Source organism: Arthrobacter sp. GQ119, from assembly GCF_059759125.1.
Genome location: NZ_JCAXEA010000015.1, coordinates 121,495 through 145,609, shown reverse-complemented (window position 1 = coordinate 145,609; position 24,115 = coordinate 121,495). Strand labels below are relative to the sequence as shown.

General features: G+C 65.7%; 23 protein-coding genes and 1 tRNA gene. 15 read left to right on the top strand and 9 right to left on the bottom strand.

Annotated features, from left to right (window positions below; all coding sequences use genetic code 11):
- Positions 1 to 436: Fur family transcriptional regulator (locus AC6CH3_RS15195; RefSeq protein ID WP_498133202.1), on the bottom strand; the 436-nt coding region annotated here is incomplete at its 3' end.
- 76 nt (positions 437 to 512) lie between these two features.
- On the opposite strand from AC6CH3_RS15195, the gene AC6CH3_RS15190 reads away from it, so the two are divergent.
- A complete protein-coding gene (locus AC6CH3_RS15190; protein ID WP_498133201.1) occupies positions 513 to 1,784 on the top strand; it encodes an MFS transporter in 1,272 nt (423 codons plus the stop codon).
- A 47-nt stretch (positions 1,785 to 1,831) separates the two neighbouring features.
- On the top strand, positions 1,832 to 2,701 hold the full coding sequence (htpX, locus tag AC6CH3_RS15185) for a zinc metalloprotease HtpX (RefSeq protein WP_494034705.1): 870 nt from the start codon (positions 1,832 to 1,834) through the stop codon (positions 2,699 to 2,701).
- Positions 2,702 to 2,830: 129 nt separating this feature from the next.
- On the opposite strand, the gene AC6CH3_RS15180 is transcribed toward htpX, so the two are convergent.
- Positions 2,831 to 3,286, bottom strand: a complete 456-nt coding sequence (locus AC6CH3_RS15180; RefSeq protein WP_498133200.1) for a GNAT family N-acetyltransferase — start codon at positions 3,284 to 3,286, stop codon at positions 2,831 to 2,833.
- 99 nt (positions 3,287 to 3,385) lie between these two features.
- Positions 3,386 to 3,877 (bottom strand): YajQ family cyclic di-GMP-binding protein, encoded by a 492-nt coding sequence (locus AC6CH3_RS15175; RefSeq protein ID WP_400580448.1) that lies wholly within the window; start codon positions 3,875 to 3,877, stop codon positions 3,386 to 3,388.
- Positions 3,878 to 4,062: 185 nt separating this feature from the next.
- On the opposite strand from AC6CH3_RS15175, the gene AC6CH3_RS15170 reads away from it, so the two are divergent.
- The 4 genes from AC6CH3_RS15170 to AC6CH3_RS15155 all read left to right on the top strand — a co-directional run bounded on the left by AC6CH3_RS15170 (position 4,063) and on the right by AC6CH3_RS15155 (position 7,562).
- A complete protein-coding gene (locus AC6CH3_RS15170; RefSeq protein ID WP_494034703.1) occupies positions 4,063 to 4,317 on the top strand; it encodes a hypothetical protein in 255 nt (84 codons plus the stop codon).
- A gap of 116 nt (positions 4,318 to 4,433) precedes the next feature.
- Positions 4,434 to 4,515: transfer RNA gene (locus tag AC6CH3_RS15165), tRNA-Tyr, on the top strand.
- Positions 4,516 to 4,973: 458 nt separating this feature from the next.
- The gene (locus AC6CH3_RS15160) at positions 4,974 to 6,290 is read left to right on the top strand and encodes a hypothetical protein (RefSeq protein WP_498133199.1); all 1,317 of its coding nucleotides are present in this window, start codon (positions 4,974 to 4,976) and stop codon (positions 6,288 to 6,290) included.
- A gap of 42 nt (positions 6,291 to 6,332) precedes the next feature.
- Entirely contained in the window at positions 6,333 to 7,562 is a 1,230-nt protein-coding gene (locus tag AC6CH3_RS15155) for a phytase (RefSeq protein WP_498133198.1), read from the top strand.
- A gap of 45 nt (positions 7,563 to 7,607) precedes the next feature.
- On the opposite strand, the gene AC6CH3_RS15150 is transcribed toward AC6CH3_RS15155, so the two are convergent.
- Positions 7,608 to 8,420 (bottom strand): LysM peptidoglycan-binding domain-containing protein, encoded by an 813-nt coding sequence (locus AC6CH3_RS15150; protein ID WP_498133197.1) that lies wholly within the window; start codon positions 8,418 to 8,420, stop codon positions 7,608 to 7,610.
- A gap of 311 nt (positions 8,421 to 8,731) precedes the next feature.
- Between AC6CH3_RS15150 and AC6CH3_RS15145 the strand changes: the two genes are divergently transcribed.
- Entirely contained in the window at positions 8,732 to 9,277 is a 546-nt protein-coding gene (locus tag AC6CH3_RS15145; RefSeq protein ID WP_498133196.1) for an acyl-CoA thioesterase, read from the top strand.
- A 78-nt stretch (positions 9,278 to 9,355) separates the two neighbouring features.
- Positions 9,356 to 9,817: a thioredoxin gene (trxA, locus tag AC6CH3_RS15140; protein WP_498133195.1), complete on the top strand. Its 462-nt coding sequence runs from the start codon at positions 9,356 to 9,358 to the stop codon at positions 9,815 to 9,817.
- Positions 9,818 to 9,927: 110 nt separating this feature from the next.
- Here trxA and AC6CH3_RS15135 read toward each other — a convergent pair whose 3' ends face one another.
- Entirely contained in the window at positions 9,928 to 10,206 is a 279-nt protein-coding gene (locus AC6CH3_RS15135; RefSeq protein ID WP_494034695.1) for an antibiotic biosynthesis monooxygenase, read from the bottom strand.
- 103 nt (positions 10,207 to 10,309) lie between these two features.
- Here AC6CH3_RS15135 and AC6CH3_RS15130 point away from each other — a divergent pair, with 103 nt between their 5' ends.
- Positions 10,310 to 11,986 carry an AMP-binding protein gene (locus tag AC6CH3_RS15130; RefSeq protein ID WP_498133194.1) on the top strand — a complete coding sequence of 559 codons (1,677 nt, stop codon included), beginning with the start codon at positions 10,310 to 10,312 and terminating at the stop codon, positions 11,984 to 11,986.
- A gap of 11 nt (positions 11,987 to 11,997) precedes the next feature.
- On the opposite strand, the gene AC6CH3_RS15125 is transcribed toward AC6CH3_RS15130, so the two are convergent.
- Complete coding sequence (locus AC6CH3_RS15125; RefSeq protein ID WP_498133193.1) at positions 11,998 to 12,978, bottom strand: DNA-3-methyladenine glycosylase family protein; 981 nt, start codon at positions 12,976 to 12,978, stop codon at positions 11,998 to 12,000.
- A gap of 171 nt (positions 12,979 to 13,149) precedes the next feature.
- On the opposite strand from AC6CH3_RS15125, the gene AC6CH3_RS15120 reads away from it, so the two are divergent.
- The 6 genes from AC6CH3_RS15120 (at position 13,150) to AC6CH3_RS15095 (ending at position 20,046) form a co-directional block, all read left to right on the top strand.
- On the top strand, positions 13,150 to 13,557 hold the full coding sequence (locus AC6CH3_RS15120; protein WP_400580424.1) for a VOC family protein: 408 nt from the start codon (positions 13,150 to 13,152) through the stop codon (positions 13,555 to 13,557).
- Positions 13,558 to 13,639: 82 nt separating this feature from the next.
- The gene (locus AC6CH3_RS15115) at positions 13,640 to 15,025 is read left to right on the top strand and encodes a cystathionine beta-synthase (protein ID WP_498133192.1); all 1,386 of its coding nucleotides are present in this window, start codon (positions 13,640 to 13,642) and stop codon (positions 15,023 to 15,025) included.
- Between the two features lie 13 nt (positions 15,026 to 15,038).
- A complete protein-coding gene (locus tag AC6CH3_RS15110) occupies positions 15,039 to 16,202 on the top strand; it encodes a cystathionine gamma-synthase (RefSeq protein WP_498133191.1) in 1,164 nt (387 codons plus the stop codon).
- Positions 16,199 to 17,536 (top strand): glycosyltransferase 87 family protein, encoded by a 1,338-nt coding sequence (locus AC6CH3_RS15105; protein WP_498133190.1) that lies wholly within the window; start codon positions 16,199 to 16,201, stop codon positions 17,534 to 17,536. The genes AC6CH3_RS15110 and AC6CH3_RS15105 overlap by 4 nt, the downstream gene beginning before the upstream one ends.
- A 231-nt stretch (positions 17,537 to 17,767) precedes the next feature.
- Complete coding sequence (locus AC6CH3_RS15100; protein ID WP_498133189.1) at positions 17,768 to 19,222, top strand: glycosyltransferase 87 family protein; 1,455 nt, start codon at positions 17,768 to 17,770, stop codon at positions 19,220 to 19,222.
- Positions 19,219 to 20,046, top strand: coding sequence for an SDR family oxidoreductase (locus AC6CH3_RS15095; RefSeq protein ID WP_498133188.1), 828 nt, complete (start codon positions 19,219 to 19,221; stop codon positions 20,044 to 20,046). Before AC6CH3_RS15100 ends, AC6CH3_RS15095 begins: the two co-directional genes overlap by 4 nt.
- Before the next feature lie 74 nt (positions 20,047 to 20,120).
- On the opposite strand, the gene AC6CH3_RS15090 is transcribed toward AC6CH3_RS15095, so the two are convergent.
- Genes AC6CH3_RS15090 through AC6CH3_RS15080 form a run of 3 tightly spaced genes read right to left on the bottom strand, consistent with a single transcriptional unit; the run spans position 20,121 to position 24,113 of the window.
- Positions 20,121 to 21,341, bottom strand: coding sequence for an acyl-CoA dehydrogenase family protein (locus tag AC6CH3_RS15090; protein ID WP_498133187.1), 1,221 nt, complete (start codon positions 21,339 to 21,341; stop codon positions 20,121 to 20,123).
- 31 nt (positions 21,342 to 21,372) lie between these two features.
- Positions 21,373 to 22,905, bottom strand: coding sequence for an APC family permease (locus AC6CH3_RS15085; protein WP_498133186.1), 1,533 nt, complete (start codon positions 22,903 to 22,905; stop codon positions 21,373 to 21,375).
- A complete protein-coding gene (locus AC6CH3_RS15080; RefSeq protein WP_498133185.1) occupies positions 22,902 to 24,113 on the bottom strand; it encodes a glutathionylspermidine synthase family protein in 1,212 nt (403 codons plus the stop codon). Before AC6CH3_RS15080 ends, AC6CH3_RS15085 begins: the two co-directional genes overlap by 4 nt.
- Positions 24,114 to 24,115: the final 2 nt, after the last annotated feature.

The window sequence follows — 24,115 nt, the reverse complement described above, 5'->3', positions numbered from 1 at the left end:
GCTGGCAATCGCTGCAGATCCCCTGGTACATGACGTCCGCAATCTGGATGGTCATGGGACGGGAATCCTCATTCCAGTGCGGGGTCAGGCAGGGCGCATGGCCGACGGCGCAATCGACGTCCTCCACCCTGCCGCAGCTGATGCAGACCGCGTGGTGGTGGTTGTCGCCCACGCGGGTCTCGTACAGTGCGGGCGAGTGCGGAGGCTCAAAGCGGCGCAGCATGTGCAGGTCGGTCAGGTCACCGAGCACGACGTAGACGGACTGCGCCGTCAGTTCCGGCAATTCCTCGCGGGCAGCCGCCAGGATGCTCTCAGCCGGGGAGTGCGGGTTGTGTTCGACGGCGGACAGCACGGCCAGCCGCTGTTTGGTCACCCGGCGGCCGTGGGCACGCAGGGCCGCGGCCCAGGCTTCGTGGCTTTCCGGGTGCTCGGTCATGACTCCATTGAAACACTTATTTTGACAAGATCACAATAAGGCAAAGCTAACTTCCGTCCGCGGCTAGAGTTGCCGGGTGGGGAAAATACTGGCCGACATCACTCCGCTGCGCGAGAGCCCGGACTTTCGGCGGCTTTGGCTGGGCGGCGCCGTCTCCAACGTGGGATCCCAGCTGACCCTGGTGGCCGTCAGCCTGGAGGTGTACAGGCTGACCCAGGACAGCCTCTACGTCGGACTCCTCAGCATTTTTGCCCTGGTGCCGCTGGTGCTCGGCGGCCTGCTGGGCGGTTCCATCGCCGATTCCCACGACCGCCGCACGGTGGCGCTCCTCTCATCCTCGGTGATGTGGGCGGCCGTGGCCGGTCTGGCACTCCAGGCGTGGCTCCAGACGGGGAACGTCTGGCTCCTGTACGCACTCGTGGCCGTGCAAAGCGGAGCGCAGGCGATCAACCAGCCGGCCCGCAGCGCCATCCTTCCCGTGCTGGTGCGGAAGGAGCTTCTTCCTGCGGCCAACGCACTCAGCATGATCACCTTCGGCCTGGCCATGACGGCCGGGCCCCTGCTGGCCGGGGTGCTCGTGGCCACGGTGGGATTCGGCTGGACCTACACGCTGGACCTGGTGAGTTTCGCCTTCGTGTTCTGGGCGCTGCTGAGGCTGCCGTCAATGCCGCCCGGCAAAGAGGCGGGCAGGGCAGGCCTGCGCTCCGTGGTGGAAGGCTTCCGGTTCCTGGGCACGCGGCCCAATGTGCGCATGACCTTCGTCATCGACCTCGTTGCCATGATCCTGGCGCAGCCACGTGCGCTGCTGCCCGCCGTCGGTGCCCTCATGATCGGCGGCGGCGAAACCACGGTTGGCATCCTGCTGGCATCCACAGCGGTCGGTGCGTTCCTGGCCGGTCTGTTTTCCGGGCCGCTGGGCTCCGTGAGGATGCAGGGAACTGCGGTGGTCTGGTCTGTCATGGGGTGGGGCGCGTCGATTGCCGGATTTGGCCTGGTGGTGGTGCTGGCCGGCCGGTCCGGTTCCGGGGGAGTGACGCTGTGGCTGCTGCCCGCCGCCCTGTGCTGCGCACTGGCCGGAATCTCCGACTCCGTCAGTGCGGTCTTCCGCACCACCATTCTTCAGGCGGCAACGCCGGACCACCTGCGCGGCCGGCTGCAGGGGGTCTTCATTGTGGTGGTCGCGGGCGGGCCGAGGATCGGGGACATGCTGGCCGGTGCCGGCACTAAAATTCTTAGTGAAGGCTGGGTCCTGCTGCTTGGCGGTGTCCTGTGCATTGGCGTGGCCTGGACAGTCGCCAAGTGGCAATCCGGCTTCCTGAAGTACGACGCGCGGAATCCTGTTCCGTAGCGGCGCTGCTGGAGTTCTACGTGGAGCTAAGAGCTGTGGAGGGAAGAGTGCATAAACACTACAACGGCCTGAAGACCGCGGCGCTTTTTGGCGTGCTCTGGGCGGTGCTGCTGGGCCTGGGAGCCCTGATTGCAGGCAATACCCGCAGCACGGCCCCGATCGTCATCATGGCGCTGATCGGAGTGGTCACCACCGCCTACGGATACTGGAACAGCGACAAGATCGCGCTGCGTTCCATGCAGGCTTATCCGGTGTCCGAGGCGCAGGCTCCCCAGCTGTATCAGATGGTCCGGGAGCTGTCCGTGCGCGCCAACCAGCCAATGCCGCGGATTTTCGTCTCGCCCACCATGGCCCCGAACGCGTTCGCGACCGGCCGGAATCCGCAGAACGCTGCAGTCTGCTGCACCGAGGGCATCCTGCAGCTGCTGAGCCCCCGCGAGCTCCGCGGAGTCCTGGGCCATGAGCTCATGCACGTGTACAACCGCGACATCCTCACCTCGTCCGTGGCCGCGGCCGTCGCCGGCGTCATCACCTCGGTGGGACAGATGCTGCTGATCTTCGGCGGCGGGGACCGGCGGAACTCGAATCCGCTCGCCCTCATCGCCATGGCCCTGCTGGCACCGTTCGCGGCGACCCTGATCCAGGTGGCCATTTCCCGCACCAGGGAGTACGACGCCGATGAGGACGGTTCACAGCTCACGGGAGATCCGCTGGCGCTCGCCTCGGCCCTGCGCAAGATCCATCAGGGAGTACAGGCGGCGCCGCTGCCGCAGGACCAGCGGCTCGTCAACGCCTCGCACCTGATGATCGCCAATCCCTTCCGCGGCGGGGCCATGACCAAGCTGTTCGCTACCCACCCGCCCATGCAGGACCGCATTGCCCGGCTGGAGCGGATGGCGGGCCGGCCGCTCGGCTGACGTCCGGCCGTCGTACTCCCCGAATGCCTGGCGACGCTCGAAATGCCTGGCGACGCGCGAAATGCCTGGCGCGGCCGGAATACCCGTAGCGGGCGGTAATTTGCGCGTCGCCGGACAAGTTGTGCAGCGTCAGAGCGTCCGGGCGTAGCAGACGGACAGCGGCTCGCCGGCGTAGGGTCCGAAGTTGTCGATGAGCCTATAGCCCTCGCGCTCATAGAACCGGATGGCGTCTGGCTGGGCTGTCCCTGTCTCGAGCTTGAGCTCGTTCAGTCCAAGACGGACGGCCTCGGCCTCGAGGCTGCGAAGCACGGCCGGGGCCACTCCGGTTCCCCGGTGGCCGGGCAGCACAAACATCCGTTTGATTTCTGCCGAGCCCACGTCCAGCTGCCGCAGCGCGCCGCAGGCCACAGCCGTGCCCTGGACGTCGCGGGCAACGACGAAGAAGGTGATGTCCTCGGCGGTGGGAGCTGTGCCGGGTTCGTGGTCGTCGGAGCCGTACCTCGCGTCCAGCTCGGCGCGCTGCAGGCTTCGCAGCCGGGCGCCGTCCTCGGTATCCCACGGCTCAGGCCTCACAGAGAAATTCACGGGACTTCCTGTCCTTTTGTTCAGGACGCGCAAAAGACCTGGCGACACCCGAATATGGGTGTCGCCAGTCGATATGCGTGTCGTGGAACCACTCGCGGTCTAGCTGCGGAAGTTGACGAACTGGAGGTCGGCCTCGTCAAAGTCCTTAAGCAGGGCCATTGTGGCCTGGAGGTCGTCGCGGGACTTGGAGGTCACGCGGAGTTCATCGCCCTGAATCTGGGATTTGACGGACTTGGGGGCCTCGTCCCGGATCAGCTTGTTGATCTTCTTGGCGAGATCCTGCGCGATGCCTTCCTTGATGGAGCATTCCAAACGGAATTCCTTGCCGGACGGGTACGGCTCGCCCTGCTCAAGGGACTTCAGGGAGATCCCGCGCTTGATGAGCTTGGACTGGAAGACGTCCAGCACTGCAAGGACACGGTCCTCGGAGTTGGCCTTCAGCAGGATCTTCTCCCCGCTGAAGTCGATCTCGGCGCCGACGCCCTTGAAGTCGTAGCGCTGGCCGATTTCCTTTTGGGATTGGTGCAGCGCGTTCGCCACTTCCTGCTTGTCTACTTTGCTTACGACGTCGAATGTGGACTCGCCGGCCATGACTCTCCTTTTGCTCGTGGTTGCTTCGCCCGGACGGGGCGTTGATATCTGCATTCCAGCGTAGTACGGATGGGCCTGTCGTGACGGTGAATCCGCTTTCACAGTTCTCTCATATCTGAGGCACGGCGGGAACGGAGCCTGGCCGTGGACAGTTGTAGGAGTTGGAAGACCCCGGAAGGAACGCAATGACCCACCAGGCAGTCCGCTATGTCAGCCGATCCACAGCAGCCGCCGCAGGAGCGATCGCCACCGCCGCCACCTCGGTGACAGCCGCGGCCGTGGCCGCATCGATCATCCTGAGCCCGGCACCCGACGCGTCCTCGAGGCTGGACGGTGTCCATGCCGACCTCCAGCGGGCGGTGCAGCTGAACCAGATCACGGAGGAGCAGGCACTCCGCTTCGAGGCGAAACTCGCAGGCCGCATCCTCGGGGAAGCCTGAATTTCCGCGGATTCTGAGCGGTTTTCCGCTCGATTCGATTCTTCGGCAGAAGTTCTGTAAAGTTGTCTTGCCCGCGGTTACTGGAAGCAATAACCCGGGTAACTTCTTTGAAGTTCGGCAGATTACCCGAGCGGCCAAAGGGGGCTGACTGTAAATCAGCTGGCAACGCCTACGGGGGTTCGAATCCCTCATCTGCCACCCTAGTGATGTAGCGGGACATCCTTTACGGATATGTCGGGACATCATTGACACCCCCGGTCTTCGGACCGGGGGTGTTTTGTTTTTTCTCGTAGCCGCGGGCCCGTGAACTGCACACCCCATCTGACACCCGCGTGATGAGTCGAGACATCCTTCACAGGTGAGTCGGGTCATCGGTAGCACCCGGTCTTCGGACCGGGTGTTGTTCTTTGTCTGGGTGACAGTCCCAAGACCCCCCATTTGGGGGGGTACTGCTGCATTAATTGCCCTATTCCAAGGTTTTCCAAAGGGAGGTGGGGCACCATGACTGTTCCGTGCTGTGGCGGTCATCGTCGGGGGAAAGCCGCGGCTAATCGTTCACCCGGCAGATAGGCCGCTGATAGGCCGGGCCCACGACATTTCACTCTGGGATTTGGCCAGCAGTGGGCCGAAGCTGCCCGATAGAAACGGGAATAAGGATGAAGAAAGCCCTCTGCTGGCTGAGCCGGCTGGTTGTCTTGTCCGTTGTTGTTGCGGGTTGTGCGTTGGGCGCCAACACCGCAGCCCACGCTGCCACTGTTGGAACCCGGAGCATTGCCTATTCGGGCGTGAGTAACCCGCCGACTGCGGATAAACCGCAGAGCAAGCTGTGGTGGAATGACGGGTCTTGGTGGGCGAACATGTGGAAGACCGGAAGCGGATGGAGCATTTACCGCCTGGACCGGGCCAGGGACAAGTGGGTTGACACCGGGGTCCGGACGGACAGCAGGGCGAGCACCTCCTCGGACACGCTGTGGGACGGCACCCACCTGTACATCGCCTCCAACGTCGTGGCCGCCGGGAATTCCGCCTCCGGGAAACCGGCCCGGTTGTACCGCTACAGCTATTCCGGCGGGAAATACACGCTCAGCAGCGGTTTCCCTGCGACGATTTCGAACAAGAGCAGCGAGTCACTGACCATCGCCAAGGATTCCACGGGCGTGATCTGGGCGACCTGGACCCATGTCTCCGGATCCTCCGGCACGGTCTATGTGAACAACTCCCTGCCCGGCGGCAAGGGTTGGGGGACGCCGTTCATCGTGCCGGGCGCGGCGGATCCGAAAACGACGGCCGATGACCTCCCGGCCGTCGTCGCCTTCAAGGGTGATCAAATCGGGATCATGTGGACCGACCAGGCCACCGGGACGGCGTGGTGGGCGACGCACAGGGATGGTGCGAGTGCCCGGAGCGTCTCATCTTGGAAGGTGCGGGAAGCCATCAAGGGGAAAAAACTGGTCGATGATCATCTGAACATCAAGACGCTGCAGGCCGATCCGTCCGGCCGCGTATATGCCGCGGTGAAGACCAGTCGCAATCAGGGCTCGTCGGACCCGAATCTGGCCCAGCTGGTACTGGTGGTGTTTAAACCGGCCACGGGCTCCTTTAGCCGCACCACGATTGCCAGGACCAGGGATTGTGTTTCCCGCCCGCAGGTCATGCTCGATACGCATAATAATCTGGTCCGCGTGTTCTATACGGCGCCCACAGCCTCTGTCAGCGGCTGCCCCTTTTCCGGGAAGGCCGGAAGCATCTACGAAAAAACCGCCCCGATGGACAACCCGGTCTTTGGGTCCGGCCGGGGTAAGGCAGTCATTGAAGATGCAGCGTCCCCCAACATGAACAACGTGACAACTTCCAAGCAGAGCGTGAACGCCAAGACCGGGATCGTCGTCATGGCCAGCAACCATGTCACCAAACGCTACTGGTTCTCGGATCGCAGCATCGGCTCGACGAAGCAGGCCGGAGGCGGCATCTGACCGGGGATAGCTGTCGGAAGTTCAGCGACAGCGTATGCATCAATGGCCTTTCATGGAGCAGAGCCCACCCATCGAGTGCCGATGATGAGTAGATTCCGAATCCTTGTAGCTTCACTGCTCGCAGTGGCGGCGGTCGTGGCCGTAATAGTTTTGCTTGTCAGCGGCGGCGGATCTGAGACGGGCGGGCCCCCGACGGCCACGCCTGATGCTCCGCCGACGACGCCGATTCCCACGTCCGCTCCTGTGTCACCCGCTCCCAGTCCATCCCCAACTCCCAGTCCATCCGCCACACAGCGTCCAACCACCTCGACCGTGTTACCGGCAGTCGAACAGGCCGGGTTTTCCGGTTCGGGGGACATTTCAGACGACTCTGCAATTTGGATCAACCCAACTGACCCTGCCAACAGCGTGGTGATTGCAGACAGCAAGGCGTCATCCGGTGGCGGCATAGGGGTATTTGGGATGGACGGAAGGCTAATACAGTTCAGGCCCGACGGAATGATAGGGAATGTTGACCTGAGATCCGGCTTTCCTTTAGCGGGGCAGTCGATTGTGTTGGTCGGGGCAAATAACAGGACCGACAACACCCTCGCACTGTGGTCATTGGATACGGGGAGCAGGACCCTGTCACCCGCTGCCGCCCGCAGCATCACAACATTCGCCCCCAGCTACGGATTCTGCATGTACCACAGCAAGGTGAGCGGCAAGTTCTACGCTTTTGTAACGCCAAATGGGCCGGGTTCCATCCAACAATTTGAATTGGCCGACAACGGAGCGGGCAAGGTTGATGCAACCCTGGTGAGGACGCTGGGGATCAGCAGTATCACCGAGAGCTGCGTCGCGGACGACGAGCTAGGCCACCTCTACGTTGGCCAGGAGGACGTGGCCGTCTGGAAGTACGCGGCCGAACCGGACGCCGGCGAGGCCCGCGTGTCTGTAGATGAGGCGGGAGGCGGGCGCCTCGTGGCCGACATCGAGGGGATGGCCATTGCGTACGGTATGAACGGTTCCGGCCACCTTTTCGTTTCCAGCCAGGGCGATTCCACCATCGTCGTCTATGAGCGGGCCGGCGACAACCGCTTCGTTAAGAAGTTCGATGTCAGTGCCAACGGGGCCATCGACGGTGTGACTGGTACCGATGGGGTTGACGTCACCAGCCTGAACGCCGGGCCTCCATTCGAGCAGGGGCTTCTGGTTGTCCATGATGAAGCCAATGAAGGAGGGAAAACGTCCAACTTGAAATACATACCCTTGAATGACGTATTCAAATGATGCTGCCAAGGCGAAGTGTCATGTCCACCGGCGGATGGCGGAACGCTAGTTCAGGGCTATGACCAGCATCTGGGTGGTCCCGGGGATGCAGGTCTGCAGGACCGCCCGCGGGAATCCGCCGAATACGGCCGCAACATCGTTCGTTGTGCCGCCGTTGGGTACCTGGCTGCGTGCCGCCACGGTATAGGATCCATATCCCGCGAGGTCGACGCGCTCACCGACCTGGATGCCCGAGAAGCGGGCCCAGCCGCCGCAGAAGTCGTGTTCCGTGATGAAGAGCGAGTAACCGTCGGTCGGTGTGAAATGGATGGGCCCAATGCAACGGTCCACCATGTCCTGGCCTCCTGCGCCTGCCACATAGATGGTCCGGACCAGCGGTGCCGGAGCAGGTGCAGGGGCCCGTGCGGGTGCCGGAGCAGGGGCGGGTGCCGGAGCAGGTGCGGGTGCCGGAGCCGGGGCCGCGGCCTTCACGGCAGGGGCGGGTGCCTTCGCCGCCGGAGCCACCGCCGGGCCCGCAGCGGACGCGGCGGATGCGGCGGCCGGGGCAGCAGAGGCGGGCGGCGCCTCTGCAGCAGACGCTTTGGCAGCCGGTGCCGACGCGGCCATGTCCGTCACGGTGCCCGGCAGTCCGGCCCACGGAATGGCATCGTCCCTGGCCGGGGCCGAAATCACCTGGCCTGCCGCTGCGGGGGAGTCGTGGTCCGGAGCCGCAGACCAAATGGGGGTGGCGACACTGAGCAGCAGCACTCCTGCGAGCACAAGCGCCCTGATGTCGAATCCCGTGGTCGTCGTTCCGGGCTGCGGCCCAAAAAGATAGACCGCCCCGCGGTGCCGGCTGGCTTTTTCCTGCTGATCCATGGCTGACCCTGAACCGTCGTGCGGCTGCAGAATCTGCGGCCGCTAGCTGGGCGGTCAAGCGCAGACAAGGTAGCGCGCCCGCGCGGAAATGGCGGGACCGCTTGACGTTACGCCTGACCATTAAATTGAGAGAGGGACGCGCTCACTAACGCGTCTGCCCAGCAGTGTTGAGTGTAGGAGGGGCGTTTCCGCCGGCGCACGGGTAGGCAATACCTGTCTTTCCGCGCAGCCCCTACTTGAATCCCGCAGGCCGCACCGGCGAGGAGATGTCACAAGTGGCATGTTTGTTACCCGCGGGTAACATGTAGGTCATGCACTTGCTTCTGCGCACACTCCTGCTGCTCGTTACGTCCTCCAGGCGCCCGCCGCTCAGCGTATGGGAGGCGTCCTCCCTCCCTCTCCGCGTGCTTCCGACCGATATAGACATCGCCATGCATGTGAACAACGGGATGTACTTCTCGCTGATGGACCTGGGGCGTTTCGATCTGATGGTCCGCAGCGGCACCTGGGCGAGGATGCGGCGGCGGGGCTGGAGTCCGGTGGCTGCGGGTGAGACCATCGCCTTCCGCCGCTCGCTGCAGCTGTGGCAGCGGTACACGATCGAGTCCAGGATCATTGGACTGGATGCCAAGGCCATCTACTTTGAGCAGCGGATGGTGGCGGACGGTGAAATCTATGCCCGGGCCTACATCGCCACCCGGCTGGTGAGCGGGGGAAGGCCAGTCAGCCAGGAGGAGATCATTGCAGAGTTTGGTGCGCCCCCGGAAGAACTGGAGCTTCCGGACTGGATCCATGAGTGGCGGGAAAACAACGCGCTGCCCGGCTCACGCAGGCCGGCGCCGCACGCCTGGGCCTGATGTATTCCCGGTGACGCGTGTAGCGAACAAGGAGTGCCTCGAAGGGACATCCGGAGCTGGCTCGCGTACCGTGGACACATGGCAACCGTAGACATTACAGGTGAACAGTTCGCATCAACCGTTGAGAACAACGATATTGTCCTCGTTGACTTCTGGGCCGAATGGTGTGGTCCCTGCAAGCAGTTTGGGCCCACATATTCCGCAGTTTCCGAGAAGCACGGCGACGTTGTCTTCGCCAAGGTGGATACTGAGGCTGAGCAGCAGCTGGCCGCGGAAGCCGGCATCACATCGATCCCCACGCTGATGGCCTTCCGCGAAAAAGTGCTCGTCTTCTCCCAGCCCGGCGCACTGAATGCCCCCCAGCTCGAACAGGTCATCGACGCCGTCAAGGCGCTCGACATGGCCGAAGTCCACGCCCACGTGGCGCGCTCGCAGGCCGAGGCCGCCGCGGCCGCAGGCACGAGCGCAGGCACCAGCGCCGGTAACGGCACGGGCAAGAACACAGGCACCCAGGACGGATCGCAGATTCCGGACTTCTAAGGTCCACTGAAGCCTTCCAAGCTCCATCAAGCGCAAAGGCGGGGTCATTCCGCGCCCGGGAATATCGGTTCCGGGTGCGGCGTGACCCCGCCTTTTTCTGCTTCTGCTGACTACAGGCGTTCGAGCCTGACCGGCTCGGCGAGCAGCGCGCTGAGGGATTCATTCAGGTCCTGCACGGCGGTGCCCTTGGAGTGCTTTTCCAGGTCCTCCTCGGAAGCCCACCGTTCGGTCAGGACCAGCTTTTCTTCGGTGGCTTCGGTGAGCTCGTAGCGGATGCAGCCGGGCTCGTTGACCACTTCGTCGATGGCGATTTCCAGGGCGAGCTTCACGCGGAAGAATTCGCCGTCGTTGGGGATGAACGTTGCCTGCAGGTCGATGGGTGCACTCATGGCTTTCACAATACCGGCCACCGCAGGAGCTCCCGGACCTGTTTACGCCGGACACCCGACTGTTGCGCTTCTTTTGCCCGGGGGCAGTTGGTAGCGTGCCACCATGCGCGCTTACACAGCCGGGGACACTGACGTTCCGCTGCTTGATGAAACCATCGGCGAGAATTTCGAGCGGATCGTGGCCCGGTTTCCTTTCCACGATGCTCTGATCGAGGCGGCCGCAGTGCCCGGCGCGGACGCCCGGCGCTGGAGCTACACCAAACTGAACGACGACGTCGACCGCCTCGCCCGCGCGCTTCTCGCGCTGGGCGTCGCGAAGGGGGAGCGGATCGGAATCTGGAGCCCCAACTGCGCCGAGTGGACCATCCTGCAGTACGCGACGGCCAAGATCGGCGCGATCCTCGTCAATGTGAACCCCGCCCACCGCAGCCATGAGCTGGCATTCGTGGTCAAACAGGGCGGCATGCGCATGCTGGTCACAGCTCCGACGGACCGGAACAGCGACTACGTGGGCATGGCACGGCAGGCGCTTGGCGAATGTCCGGAGCTGCGCGAGCTGGTGTTCCTGCCGGACATCGAATCGGAGGGGCTCGACGCCGGCGTCCCCCAAAGTGAGCAGGAACTGACGTACGCGGAGCTGCTCAAGCGGGCGGACGACGTCGGGCATTCCAGCCTGAAGGCGCGCATGTCCGAACTGGACCCGCACGATCCCGTCAACCTGCAGTACACGTCGGGGACCACCGGTTTCCCGAAGGGCGCCACTCTCACGCACCACAACATCCTCAACAACGCCTACTCGATCGGGGAGCTGCTGCGTTACACCGAACACGACCGGGTGGTCATTCCGGTGCCGTTCTACCACTGCTTCGGCATGGTGATCGGGAATCTCAATGCGCTCAGCCACGGCGCCGCCACCATCATTCCCGGACGCAGCTTCACGCCGGCGGCGGCCCTGGAGGCGGTGCAGGATTTCGGCGGGACGTCGCTCTACGGCGTACCCACCATGTTCATCGCCGAACTGGCGCTGCCGGACTTCCCCTCCTACGACCTGTCGACCCTGCGCACCGGTGTCATGGCCGGTTCACTGTGCCCCATCGAGGTGATGAAGCGGGTCATCTCGGAGATGAACATGCGGGATGTGGCCATCTGCTACGGCATGACCGAGACCTCGCCGGTGTCCACCATGACCCGCAGCGGCGACACCCTGGAGCACCGCACCCGGACCGTGGGGCGCACCATGCCGCAGCTGGAGAACAAGATCGTGGACCCGGCCACTGGGGAGGTCCTGGAGCGCGGGGACATCGGTGAACTGTGCACACGCGGCTACGCGGTGATGCAGGGTTACTGGAACCAGCCGGACAAGACGGCCGAGGCCATCGACGCCGACGGCTGGATGCACACCGGGGACCTGGCCCGGATGGACGAGGACGGGTACGTGGTGATCGAGGGCCGGATGAAGGACATGGTGATCCGCGGCGGCGAGAACATCTATCCGCGCGAAATCGAGGAGTACCTTTACACGCATCCTGCCATCCAGGATGTTCAGGTGATCGGCGTGCCGGACACCAAATACGGCGAGGAGCTGATGGCCTGCATCATCCTCAAACCCGGGGCGGAGCCGCTCGACGCGGCCGCCGTGGCCGACTTCTGCCGTGGCAAGCTGGCGCACTACAAGATCCCGAAATACGTCGAGGTCCGTGAGAGCTTCCCCATGACCGTTTCGGGCAAGGTCCGCAAGGTTGAGATGCGCGAGGAAGCGGTGGCCCGGCTGGGTCTCTGACGGGGACGGGCTCAGTGGCGCCGGTGGTCCTGGATGGTCATCCGCGGCCCGAACATGGGTTTCCGGAAGCTGCTGAGCCCGATCATCCGGACCACGCGCTGCCGGTGGCCACGCCACGGCTCCAGCAGGGCCAGCATTCCGGCGTCGTCGGTCCGCCTGCCGGTCAGTGCAGCGCCCACGTCGGCCGCGAGATGGTAATCGCCCACCGCGATCGAGTCGGGGCAGCCATGCGTCCGCTGCACCACCTCGGCGGCCGTCCACACCCCGATGCCCGGGATGGTCTGCATCTTGGCAGCAGCCTCCGCCGCCGGCAGCGCCGCCAGCCGTTCAAGCGCGACGGCGGAACGCAGCGCCCGCATGACAGTGGCCGACCGCTGCGGCCCCACGCCAGCCTTGTGCCACTCCCAGGACGGGATGCGGAGCCACTGTTCCGGAGTGGGCCGTACCAGCAGCCCGGCCGGCGCCACCGTCAACGCCCCGGGGGCGGGAGTGCCGTGGCGGTACATGAGGTAGCGGAATCCCCGCCGCGCCTCGATGACGGTGACCTTCTGCTCCAAAATGGTGGGCACGAGGGAGTCCACCATCCGCCCCGTGGAAGGGAGACGGATCGCAAGGTTCCGGCGTCGTGCTTCCCGGACCAGCCGCGGGAGCGTCGCGTGGAAGCCGGGCTCGTCAAAAGCGGACCAGTCGTCGCCGGCCCCCAGCAGGCGCGGCAAGGCGGCCACGGCCGCCTCCGAGCCGGGACCCCAGGCCTGTGCATCGACATAGGGGTCCGGGCCCTGTTCGGCGCTGGTGAGGCGCAGCGTGACCGGGCCATCCGGCGTCGTGAATGCCATCCACAGGCCGTCCGGGCGCGATGCGAAAGAGGGATCGCCGTTGCCGCGCATGAGCGTGCCCAGGGTCTGGCGCAGGCTGTAGGGGCCGCCGGCATACCATCGCACTGAGGCGTCCGCGGCAGCGGCAACGCTGGCGGGGACGTCCGTGATGGTCATGGAATCATCGTCCCACGGACGGCTGACATCAGGACCGCTGACAGCCGAACCGCTGACAACCCGGCCGGCCGGCATTGCGCAGCAGGCCTTATCCGCCGCAACGGGGGAGGACTACAATCCCAGGTGTGGCGCGGGGCGTCCGCGCGGATCAGCCAAACCCAGGAGGGCACCATGGCAGGCATTGTGCATTTCGAAATACCCGCCGACGATCAGGGCAGGGCCACGGACTTCTACCGGGAGGCTTTCCAGTGGACCATCAACGCCATGCCGGAGATGGACTACAACGTGGTGATCACCACGCCCAGCGACGAGCAAACCGGGATGCCGAAGAGTCCCGGGGCCATCAACGGCGGCCTGTTCGCCCGCGAAGGTGAACTGAAGACCCCCATCATCACCGTCGACGTGGAGAGCATCGACGAAACGCTGGCTCAGGTGGAGAAGCTCGGCGGCTCCGTGGTCAAGCCGAAGGACGCCATCCCGGGGATGGGCTTCTACGCCTACTTCAAGGACACCGAGGGGAACGTTCTGGGGCTGTGGGAGAACCTCCCCGCCGGGGGTGCAGAGGGAGCGGGAGGCTAAGGAGCCAACGTCATCCTGAACCTCCGGGCGGCCGCTGCCGCCCGGAACGCCGGCCTGCGGGCAAGACGGTAAGTTGGTACCCATGAAGTACGCCCAGTCCGTTCTGGACCTTATCGGCAATACCCCGCTGATCAAGCTCAACCACGTCACCGACGGCATCAAAGCCACCGTCCTCGTGAAGCTGGAATACGTGAACCCCGGCGGATCCGTCAAGGACCGCATCGCGGCCAGGATGATCGAGGAAGCGGAGCGGGACGGCAAGCTCCAACCAGGCGGCACCATCATCGAGCCGACCTCCGGCAACACCGGCGTCGGCCTGGCCCTTGTGGCCCAGCAAAAGGGCTACAAGTGCATTTTCGTGGTCCCGGACAAGGTGGGGGAGGACAAACGCGCCGTGCTTCAGGCCTACGGCGCGGAAGTGGTGGTGACTCCCTCCGCCGTCGCCCCGGACAGCCCGCAAAGCTACTACAGCGTCTCGGACCGCCTCGTCACCGAGATTCCCGGTGCCTACAAACCGGACCAGTTCTCCAACCCCGCCGCGCCCCGCAGCCACTATGAAACCACTGGCCCCGAAATCTGGCGCGACACCGACGGCAAGGTCACGCACTGCGTCATCGGTGCCGGCACCGGCGGCACCATCACCGGCACCGGCCGGTTCCTCAAGGAGGTCTCGGCGGACCGCCCGGAGTCCGACGGCGGCCGGGTCAGGATCATCGGGGCGGATCCCGCCGGTTCTGTGTACTCGGGCGGCACCGGCCGGCCGTACTTCGTCGAAGGCGTGGGCGAGGACATGTGGCCGGCCAACTACGACAAAGCCGTTCCGGACCAAGTCATCGCGGTCAGCGACGCCGACTCATTCGCCATGACCCGCCGGCTGGCGCGCGAGGAGGGCCTCCTCGTGGGCGGCTCTTCCGGCATGGCCGTCGTCGCCGGGCTCCAGACCGCCAAGGACCTCCCCGCGGACGCCGTGGTGGTGGTGATCCTGCCGGACTCCGGCCGCGGCTACCTCGCGAAGATCTTCAACGACCAGTGGATGCGCTCCTACGGCTTCCTCTCAGGGGGCGAGGAAGCCTCCGTGGGCGAGGTCATCAAGTCCAAGACCGGTGAACTGCCGGACCTGGTCCACATCCACCCCAACGAGACCGTCCGCGACGTCATCAACATCATGAACGAGTTCGGCGTCAGCCACATCCCGGTGCTGTCCCAGGAACCGCCGGTGGTGATGGGCGAGGTCCTCGGCGCCGTGGACGAACGCTCCCTGACCGCCAAGCTGTTCCGCGGCGAAGCGAATCTGACGGACAAGATCTCCGAACACATGGGAAAGCCGCTTCCGGTCATCGGCTCGCTGGAAACCATCTCCGCGGCCCGTGAACTGCTATCCGACGTCGACACCGTGATGGTGACGTTCGTCGGCGCCCCTGTGGGCATCCTGACCCGCCACGACCTCCTCGCGTACCTCAGCAACTAGCCCAAGGAGCCCCATGTCTGTCTCAGAGAACCAAGGATTCAACACCCGGGCCGTGCACGCCGGCCAGGCTTTTGAGCCCCGCACGGGTGCCGTCATACCGCCCCTGCACTTCAGCTCCACCTATGCCCAGGACGGCATCGGCGGCCTCCGCGACGGCTACGAGTACGGCCGTGGCGGCAACCCCACCCGGGACGCCCTGCAGGAACAGCTCGCGGCGCTCGAGGGCGGCACGCACGCCTACTCCTTCAGTTCGGGGCTCGCCGCCGAGGACTCGCTCATCCGGGCCCTGATGCGGCCGGGCGACCACATCGTGCTCGGCAACGACGCGTACGGCGGCACCTACCGTCTGATCAGCCGGGTACTCGGTGACTGGGGGATCGGCAACACCCCCGTGGACATGTCGGACCTGGACGCCGTGGCGGCTGCCGTGGCCGCGCACAAGACTCGCTTCGTGTGGGTGGAAACCCCCTCCAACCCGCTGATGAAGATCACCGACATCGAGGCGCTCGCCACAGTGGCGCACGACGCCGGGGCCCTCCTGATCGTCGACAACACCTTCGCGTCCCCCTACCTGCAGACCCCGCTCGCCCTGGGTGCCGACGTCGTGGTCCACTCCACCACGAAGTACATCGGCGGCCACTCCGACGTGGTGGGCGGTGCACTTGTGGTCAAGGACGCAGGCCTGGCAGAGAAGATCGGCTTCGTGCAGTTTGCCGTCGGTGCGGTCTCCGGGCCCATGGATGCATTCCTCACCACGCGCGGGCTGAAGACGCTGGGGATCCGCATGGACCGGCACAGCGACAACGCGCAGGCCGTGGCGGAATGGCTCCTGGAACGTCCCGAGGTTGAGGCGGTGCTTTACCCGGGGCTGCCCTCGCACCCGGGCCACGATCTGGCCAGGAAGCAGATGAAAAAGTTTGGCGGCATAGTCTCGGTCCAGTTCAAGGGCGGCGAGGCGGCGGCCCGCAAGGTGGCCGAATCCACGTCGGTCTTCACCCTGGCAGAGTCCCTGGGCGGCATCGAGTCACTGATGAACTACCCGTCCGAAATGACGCACGCCTCGGTGAAGGGCACCGAACTGGCGGTCCCCGTCGACCTCATCCGGTTGTCCTGCGGCATCGAGGACGTTGAGGACCTCATCGCGGACCTCGAGCAAGCCTTCGCGTTCATCCAGTGAAGGTGACCCCGGAGGCCCCCGACCAGACACTGGCAGCACCTTCCGAGGCGGCACCTTCCACACCGGCAGCGCCGAAGGCTGGCCGGACCATCTTCGGATGGCTGGCGACGGCGGCCGGCGCAATCGCCGTCGTCGCCGCCCTGGCGGTGCTCTACTCCCACTACGCCCCGGTGATGAACGACTTCGAGGTGTATTACTACGGCGGCACCAAAGTGCTGCAGTCCGGTGAGGGCGGAGTCAGTGAACTGTACGCGGCCCGTGACGGGCTGCCCTTTACGTACCCGCCCTTCGCCGCGCTGCTTTTCGCCGGCCTCGCAACCCTGACGTTCGGGGAGAGCAGCGCGCTCTTCATCGGTGCCGCGCTCGGCGGAGCCGCTGTGGTATCCGCCTGGCTCAGCCGCCATTACTTCGGCCTGGGCCGCTGGCGCGAGGCAGCAGCCGACTGGCGGTTCCGGACCGTGGCGCTGGCCGGGACGGGGGCGATCCTGCTCATGGGGCCATGGCGCGACACGTTTGTTTTCGGACAGATCAACATCATCCTGATGGGTGTGATCCTGACCGACTTCGCCCTGCACGGGAAGTCACGGGCCGGCGAAATCCGGTGGCCGGCCGGTCTGCTGATCGGCGTCGCCGCCGGCATCAAGCTGACCCCCTTGGCGTTCGGCCTCTACTTCCTGGTCCGCCGCGACTTCAAGGCACTGGCCTGGATGGCCGCCGGATTCTTCGGCTCCATCGCGCTCGCCTGGGCGGTGCTGCCGCATGCCTCGGCCGCCTTCTGGACCAGTATCCTGCCCGACACCGGCCGCATCGGCGGCCCCGGATACGTGGACAACTTGTCCCTTAAAGGCCTGCTGCTGCACTTCGGGATGCCGGATTCCGGCGTGACCACCCTGGTGTGGCTGGTTCTCTCGCTGGCCCTGGTGGCCGTGGCCGCGCTCGTGATCAAGTGGGCACATGCGGTCGAGGAAAACTTCGTGGCAGTGTCCGCAACGGCCGTGCTGATGCTCCTGATCAGCCCGGTTTCCTGGTCCCACCACTGGGTGTGGATGGCCGTGGCGCTGCCCTCCATGGCCTTTGCGATGCACCGGGTCCCCACACGGAGCGGAAGGATGCAGGTGGCCGGCTGGATCATCGTGGCGGCGTCCGCCGTGGCTTTCTACCTCGCGCCCAAAGACCTGGCCATGATGGCCGGAGCCGAAGAGTGGGGCAAGGACCCTTCGACCCAATGGCCGTTGATGGCGGCCAGCCTGGGCGTGCTCTGCGGCATCGCCCTTCTGGTGTACTGGGCGTTCGCTTACCGGCCGTCCCGGACCCTCTTCTCCCCGCCGAGATGACACTTCGCGGCAGTGTTTCCGACGCAACACTGCCGCGAAGTGCCTACTCGATCCAGACGCAACCGCCCTCCGGCTTGGGCGGAAGGACGCTTCGAAAGTGGGGGACACGGGGCGCATGGCTTCGAAGGACGCCGCAGGCCGTTAGTACAATGAGCGCGGGTGCCGACCCGGGCACCTGACCCGGACGGGCCCCGCGCGGCATTGGCGGCATCACACAACGGGGGACACTCAATGGCACTGCTCGACGCCCAAGCGAAGGACAGGCCGCGTTCCGGCGCCCCGCTCGCTGATGCCCCGCTCACTGAGGCCCTGCATATTGATGCCCCGCTCACCGAAGCCCTGCACGCCGACGCCCTGAGCCGCGGAGCCCCGGCGGAAACTACCGGCCCGGGAATGCTGCGCGATCCCCGGTTTGCGGTGGTCGCCGCGGAGCTCCTCACCGTGGCCGCCGTGCTGGCCGCCGCCGTCTTCATCTCCGCACGGCTCGGCGTCTGGAGCGAGAAGGGCGGCCTGGACTTCAGCGTCTACTGGCATGGCGGCAAGGTGCTCCACGAGACGGGCCTGGGCCCGTCGGGGCTCTACCGCCTGACGCTGGAGTGGGCAGGCGGTCCGCAGCTTCCCTTCACTTACCCGCCGTTTGCTGCGCTGCTCTTCAGCCTGCTGGCTCAGCTGCCGCAGGCAGCCGCCCTGATGTTGTTCAACGCGGCCGGAGTGGCCATAGCAGTCTGGGTTGCGGCGAGGGCTGTCCGCTACTGGAACGCCAAACCCGACTGGCGCAGCACCTTCGCCGCGGCCACGTGGCCCTCCCTGCGGAACCGGCTCGGGGCGGTGGTGCTGCTTCTGGCCGTCCTGAATCTCGGCCCGTGGCGGGAAACCTTGGCCTTCGGCCAGATCAACATCCTGCTCATGGGGATGATGGCGGCGGACCTGCTGGGTCGAAATGCCCGCTGGAGCCGGGGCCTGCCCGGGAGCGGCTTCCTCGTGGGTGTGGCGGCGGGCATCAAGCTGACGCCACTCGTGTTTGGCCTGTACTTCCTCATGCGCAAGGACTGGCGCGGACTCCTGAACATGGGCGCCGGCTTCGCCGCCACCGTTCTGCTCGGCTGGTTCCTCCGGCCCGCGGATTCCGTGCGGTTCTGGCTTGAGATCCTTCCTGACACCTCCCGGATCGGCGGGGCGGGGTATGTGGACAACCTTTCCATCAAGGGGGCGCTGCTCCACTTCGGTGTCCCTGCCGCCGGCGTCACCATCCCCTGGCTGGTCCTGAGCCTGCTCGTGGTGGCATTGGGCGCGGCGGTCATCAGGATTGCCAGTGAGCAGGGCGCCAAGGTGGTGGCCATATCGGCCACCGCCCTCACCATGCTGCTCATCAGCCCTGTGTCATGGTCCCACCACTGGGTCTGGATGGCAGCGGTGCTGCCGGCATTCGCCTGGACCCTTCGCGAAATGCCTGGACGGCATCATGCGACGCGCTGGCTCATGGGTGGCCTGCTGGGCGTCTCGACTGTGGTGTTCTTCTTTTCACCCAAGACCATCGGCACGGCACTGGGAGCAGAGAACCTCAACCTCCAAACCCCCGGGCTGTGGATCATGGTCTCCAGCGCAGGCGTATTCTGCGCGCTGGCGATCCTGGCCTGCTGGTTCGTGGTGCTGCGGCGGGGGAACCTTAAGAAGCTGCCGGCATGAGCCACGGCGGGGAGCACCAGGCTGGAGAATACCAGCCTGCAGAACACCAGGCTGGAGGACACCAGGCTGGAGAACACCAGCGCAGGACGGCCCTCGTCACCGGCGTCGGCCGGCTGGCCGGGATCGGCGCCGGCATCGCCCGGCAGCTCGCCGCCGACGGCTGGGACCTGGTCCTGACATACTGGCAGGACTATGACGCCAGGATGCCGTGGGGAATCCAGCCGGACGACGTCGAACGGCTCACCGCGGAGCTGGAGGCCATTGGCGCCAAGGTGGTGTCCCTGCCCGCGGACTTTCAGGATCCCCAGGCCGTGGACCGGCTGATGGCCGCTGCCGCGGAGCAGGCCGGAACGCTCCACGGCATGGTGCTGAGCCACGCCGAGTCGGTCGACTCGGGCGTCCTGGACACCTCGCTGGAAAGCTTCGACCGCCACTTCGCCGTGAACACCCGCGCCAGCTGGCAGCTGGTCGCTGCCTTTGCCCGGCAGGCAGCGCCCGACGGCGGCGCAATCGTTGCGCTGACCAGTGACCACACAGCGTTCAACCTTCCGTACGGCGCGTCCAAGGGTGCGCTGGACCGGATCGTCATAGCTGCGGCCCGGGAGCTCGGGCCGCTCGGCATCACCGCGAACGTGCTGAACCCCGGGCCCGTGGACACCGGCTGGATGAGCCGGGAAGTGCGTGAGGAAGTCACCCGGCACCAGCCGGGCGGGCGGCTGGGAACGCCGGCGGACGTGGCCGGTACGGTGGCCTTCCTGCTTTCCCCGGCGGGACGCTGGGTCTCCGGCCAGCTGATCAAGGCGGACGGCGGCTTCTCCGCCTGACTTCCGCCTGACCGAGCAGGCCAGTGCCCCTCAGCCGGTTGAGGCTGCCGAAACCGGTTATCAGCGGCTCTTGCCTACCGGAAGGCGGACAGCCCTGTGATGTGCTGGCCGAGGATCAGCATATGGACCTCATCCGTGCCCTCGTACGTGCGCACCGATTCCAGGTTCGCCGCATGCCGCAGGGGAGAGTAGTCCAGCGTGATGCCGTTGCCGCCCAGGATGGTCCGGGCCTCACGGGCGACCTTGATGGCCTCGCGGACATTGTTCAGCTTGACCAGGGAAATCTGTTCCGGCTGCAGCCTGCCGGAGTCCTTGAGCCTGCCCAGCTGCAGGGCAAGCATGGTGCCCTTCTGGACCTCCAGCAGCATGTTCACCAGCTTTTCCTGGGTGAGCTGGTAACCGGCCAGCGGTTTGCCGAACTGCTGCCGGTCCATCGCGTACTTCAGGGCGGCCTCGTAGGAGTCGCGGGCAGCGCCCATCGCGCCCCACGCGATGCCGTAGCGGGCCTCGTTGAGGCAGGAGAACGGTCCTCTGAGTCCGCGCGCACCCGGCAGCAGGGCCTCCGGTCCCAGCCGGACGCCGTCGAACGTGACGTCGCACTGGACCGAGGCGCGCATCGAGAGTTTCCGGTCGATCGGCGCGGCGGTGACCCCCGCGGTGCCGGACGGCACGAGGAAGCCGCGGACGCCGTCGTCGGTCCTGGCCCACACGACCATCACGTCGGCAATCGATGCGAACCCGATCCAGCGTTTGGTGCCGTCCAGGATCCAGCCGGCGTCCTCGACGGTGCCGTCCTGCCTGGCCACAGTGGTCATGGAGGACGGGTCCGACCCGGCGGACGGCTCCGTCAGCGCGAAGCAGCCGATCAGCTCGCCGGCGGCCATGCGGGGGAGCCATTCCTGCTTCTGGTTCTCCGAGCCCCACTTGTGGATGGCGGTCATGGCCAGCGAGCCCTGGACCGAGACGAACGTGCGGATCCCGGAATCGCCGGCCTCAAGCTCCATCGCCGCCAGCCCGTATTCCACCGCCGTGCGGCCGGGACATCCATAGCCCTCCAGATGCATGCCCAGCACACCCAGCTCGCCCAGCTGCGCGGGCAGGTGCCCGGGGAAGACGCCGCGGTCGTACCAGTCGGCGATGTCCGGCCGGATCTGCTGGTCGGTGAAGTCGCGGATCCGTTGCCGCAGCGCCAGTTCGTCCGGGGTCAGCAGCGAATCCAGGGCCAGGATGTCAGATGGGTCCGGAAGACCGTACTCGGCCGATGCTGCCGCGGGATCAAGGGCGTCGTTGCTCATGCCAGCATCCTACGGCCCGCATCGGGCCGCCTTATCCGTTGGGGCTGCCCTGGGGCCTGGCCGCGACGGGCTGCCTGCCCTGGAAATAGGCCCGCGTCGACGGCAGGAACCGGCACACCACGGCCAGGACCACGCCCAGGCCCAGCAGCACCACGCCGCTGACGAACGCGCCGCCAACCCCGAAGATCTCTGTGTCTCCGTACGCCGGGTCCCACATCTGGACCGCCGACACAAAGAACGCGCCGGTCAGGGTGAGGGCGCCCAGCAGTGGCAGGATGCCGCGGAACCAGAGGTTCCTTGCCGAGTCGCGGAGGGTCCCGCGGAAGTACCAGGCGCACGCGAAGCCGGTCAGGGCGTAATAGAACGCGATGAAGAGGCTGATGGAGCTGATGGAGTCGGAGAGCAGGTTCTCGCTGAGGAAACTCATCGCCACGTAGTATGCGATGGCCGCGGCGCCCATCACCTGCGTGGAGAACCCGGGCGTCTGGTTCCGGGCATGGACCTCGCCGAACTTCGGCGGCAACGCCCCATGGACACCCATGGACAGGGTGCCGCGAGCCGTCGGAAGGATGGTGGTCTGCGTCGAGGAGAGTACGGACGCCAGGACGGCGACGACGATCAGCCAGCCCCAGGGGCCCAGCACCACGTCCTTCATGGCAAGGAACACATCGTTCTGGTTCTCGCTGTTGCCGAGGCCGATGCCCTCGGACCCCACCGTGGCGTACATCATCACCAGCAGTGCCACGGACACGTAGATGGCCACCAGGACGAAGGCCGAGATCACGGCCCCACGCCCCGGGGTGGTGGACGGATTCTCTGTCTCCTCGTTCACCGCCAGGCAGGTGTCCCACCCCCAGTAGATGAACAGGGCCAGCAGGGCTCCATGGACCACCGCGCCCGGATCAGCGAACGCACCGGCAGGATTGAACCACTCAAAATCGAACGCCTGGCCCTCTGGTGCCCCGCCCGCGATCCTGACGACAATGGCTACCGCGAAGACGCCCAGGGAGATGTACTGGATGTACGTCAGCACGCGCTGGACATGCTCGCCGAGCCGGATCCCGCGGTAGTTCACCAGGGTCATGAAGGCGATGAACAGCACGCCCGTCGCGGTAACCAGCACCGTGTTCTCCGCCAGGGAACCGTCTCCCACCAGCAGCCACAGATACTGTCCGGCCACCTGGGCAAGGTTGGCCAGGACGACGATGCCGGCCAGCGCCAGCCCCCAACCGCCGAGCCAGCCCGCCCACGGACCGAATGCGCGGCGTGCCCAGATGAACGTGGTGCCGCAGTCCGGCAGGGCGCTGTTGAGCTCCCGGAATGCGTAGGCGATGAACAGCACGGGAATGAAACCCAGGACCAGGATCAGTGGTGTGTAGTTGCCGTTCACGGCAACGATCAGGCCCAGGGTCGCAGCCAGCGAGTAGACGGGCGCGGTGGAGGCCAGGCCCAGCATGACGGAGTCGCCCAGGTCCAGGATCCCGGCGTGCAGCCCTTTGGCGGGGACGGCGCTGCCTGGCTGCTTCCCGGCGCCTCCGCCCGCCGTCGTGGTTCCGATGCTCATAGTGCGATACCTGCCTTGTTGGAATGGGCCTGGGCCGAAAGGGGCGCCGGTGCGTCGATGGTGTTCGGCACGAACCGGCAGAAGTAGTCGGTGATGGGGCCGTCGGATTCGCGGATGCCGCAGCCGACGGATTCCCCGTCAACCACCCAGAGGCCAAGGACGGGGTGGTTGCCGTCGAAGTCGGGGAGCGGGTGGAACTGCTGGTAGCACCAGCCTTCGCGGCCGTACCCGCCGGGCTGCTCGAGGCTGATGCCTTCGGCGTGGATCTTGATGTTGTCGCCCTCGCGGCCATGGAGCGGCTTGGCCGCCCACTCCTTCAGCGGCCCTGGCTCGTTCAGGTAGGCCGGCAGCAGGTTGGGATGGTCCGGGTACAAATGCCAGAGCGCGGCCAGCAGCGCTTTGTTGGACAGCAGCATTTTCCAGGCTGGCTCCACCCAGCGCGGATTGTGGGCACGCTGCAGGAGGCGGTGGCCGAACGGCTCCTTCAGCATCAGCTCCCACGGGTAGAGCTTGAAGATGGTGCTGATCATGAAATTGTCCAGGTCCACGAAACGGTTCAGATTGGGGTCCCAGCCGATGTCCGACATGTTGATGCCGATGGTGGTCCACCCTGCCTGGCTGGCCACGTCCCGCATGTAGGCCGCGGTCATCCAGTCCTCGCCGGATTCCTCGGCCTCCGAGTGGGCGACGTGGAGCGTGCTCATGCCCGTGCGGTACTGGAGTTTCTTCCACTGCCGGATGAGGGCCTCGTGGATGCCGTTCCATTGGTCCTTGTCCGGAAAGACGTCCTGGAGCCAGAACCACTGGGCCACGGCGGCCTCGATCAGCCCGGTGGGTGTGTCCGCGTTGTACTCCAGCATCTTGGCTGGGCCGCCCTGGCCGTCATAGATGAAGTCGAAGCGGCCGTAGATGTCCATGTCGCCGGCCTGCAGCGACTCGGTCGCCAGCTCCAGGCCCTGCTGGCCGATGCCAATGGGTCCCATGGCGCCGGTGGCCAGGAACTTCGCGGCCTCCAGGCACATCGCGTGCATCTCCTCGGCCGTGACCTCGAGCGCTTCCACCTCGTCCATGGTGAATTCGTAGTACGCGGATTCGTTCCAGTACTCGATCTTTCTGCCGTCGGGCATGCTGGTGGTCGAGAAAACCAGGCCCTGCTCTTCGATTTTCTGCTTCCAGTCCGGCCGGGGCGCAGCGGTCAGTCTCTTCACCC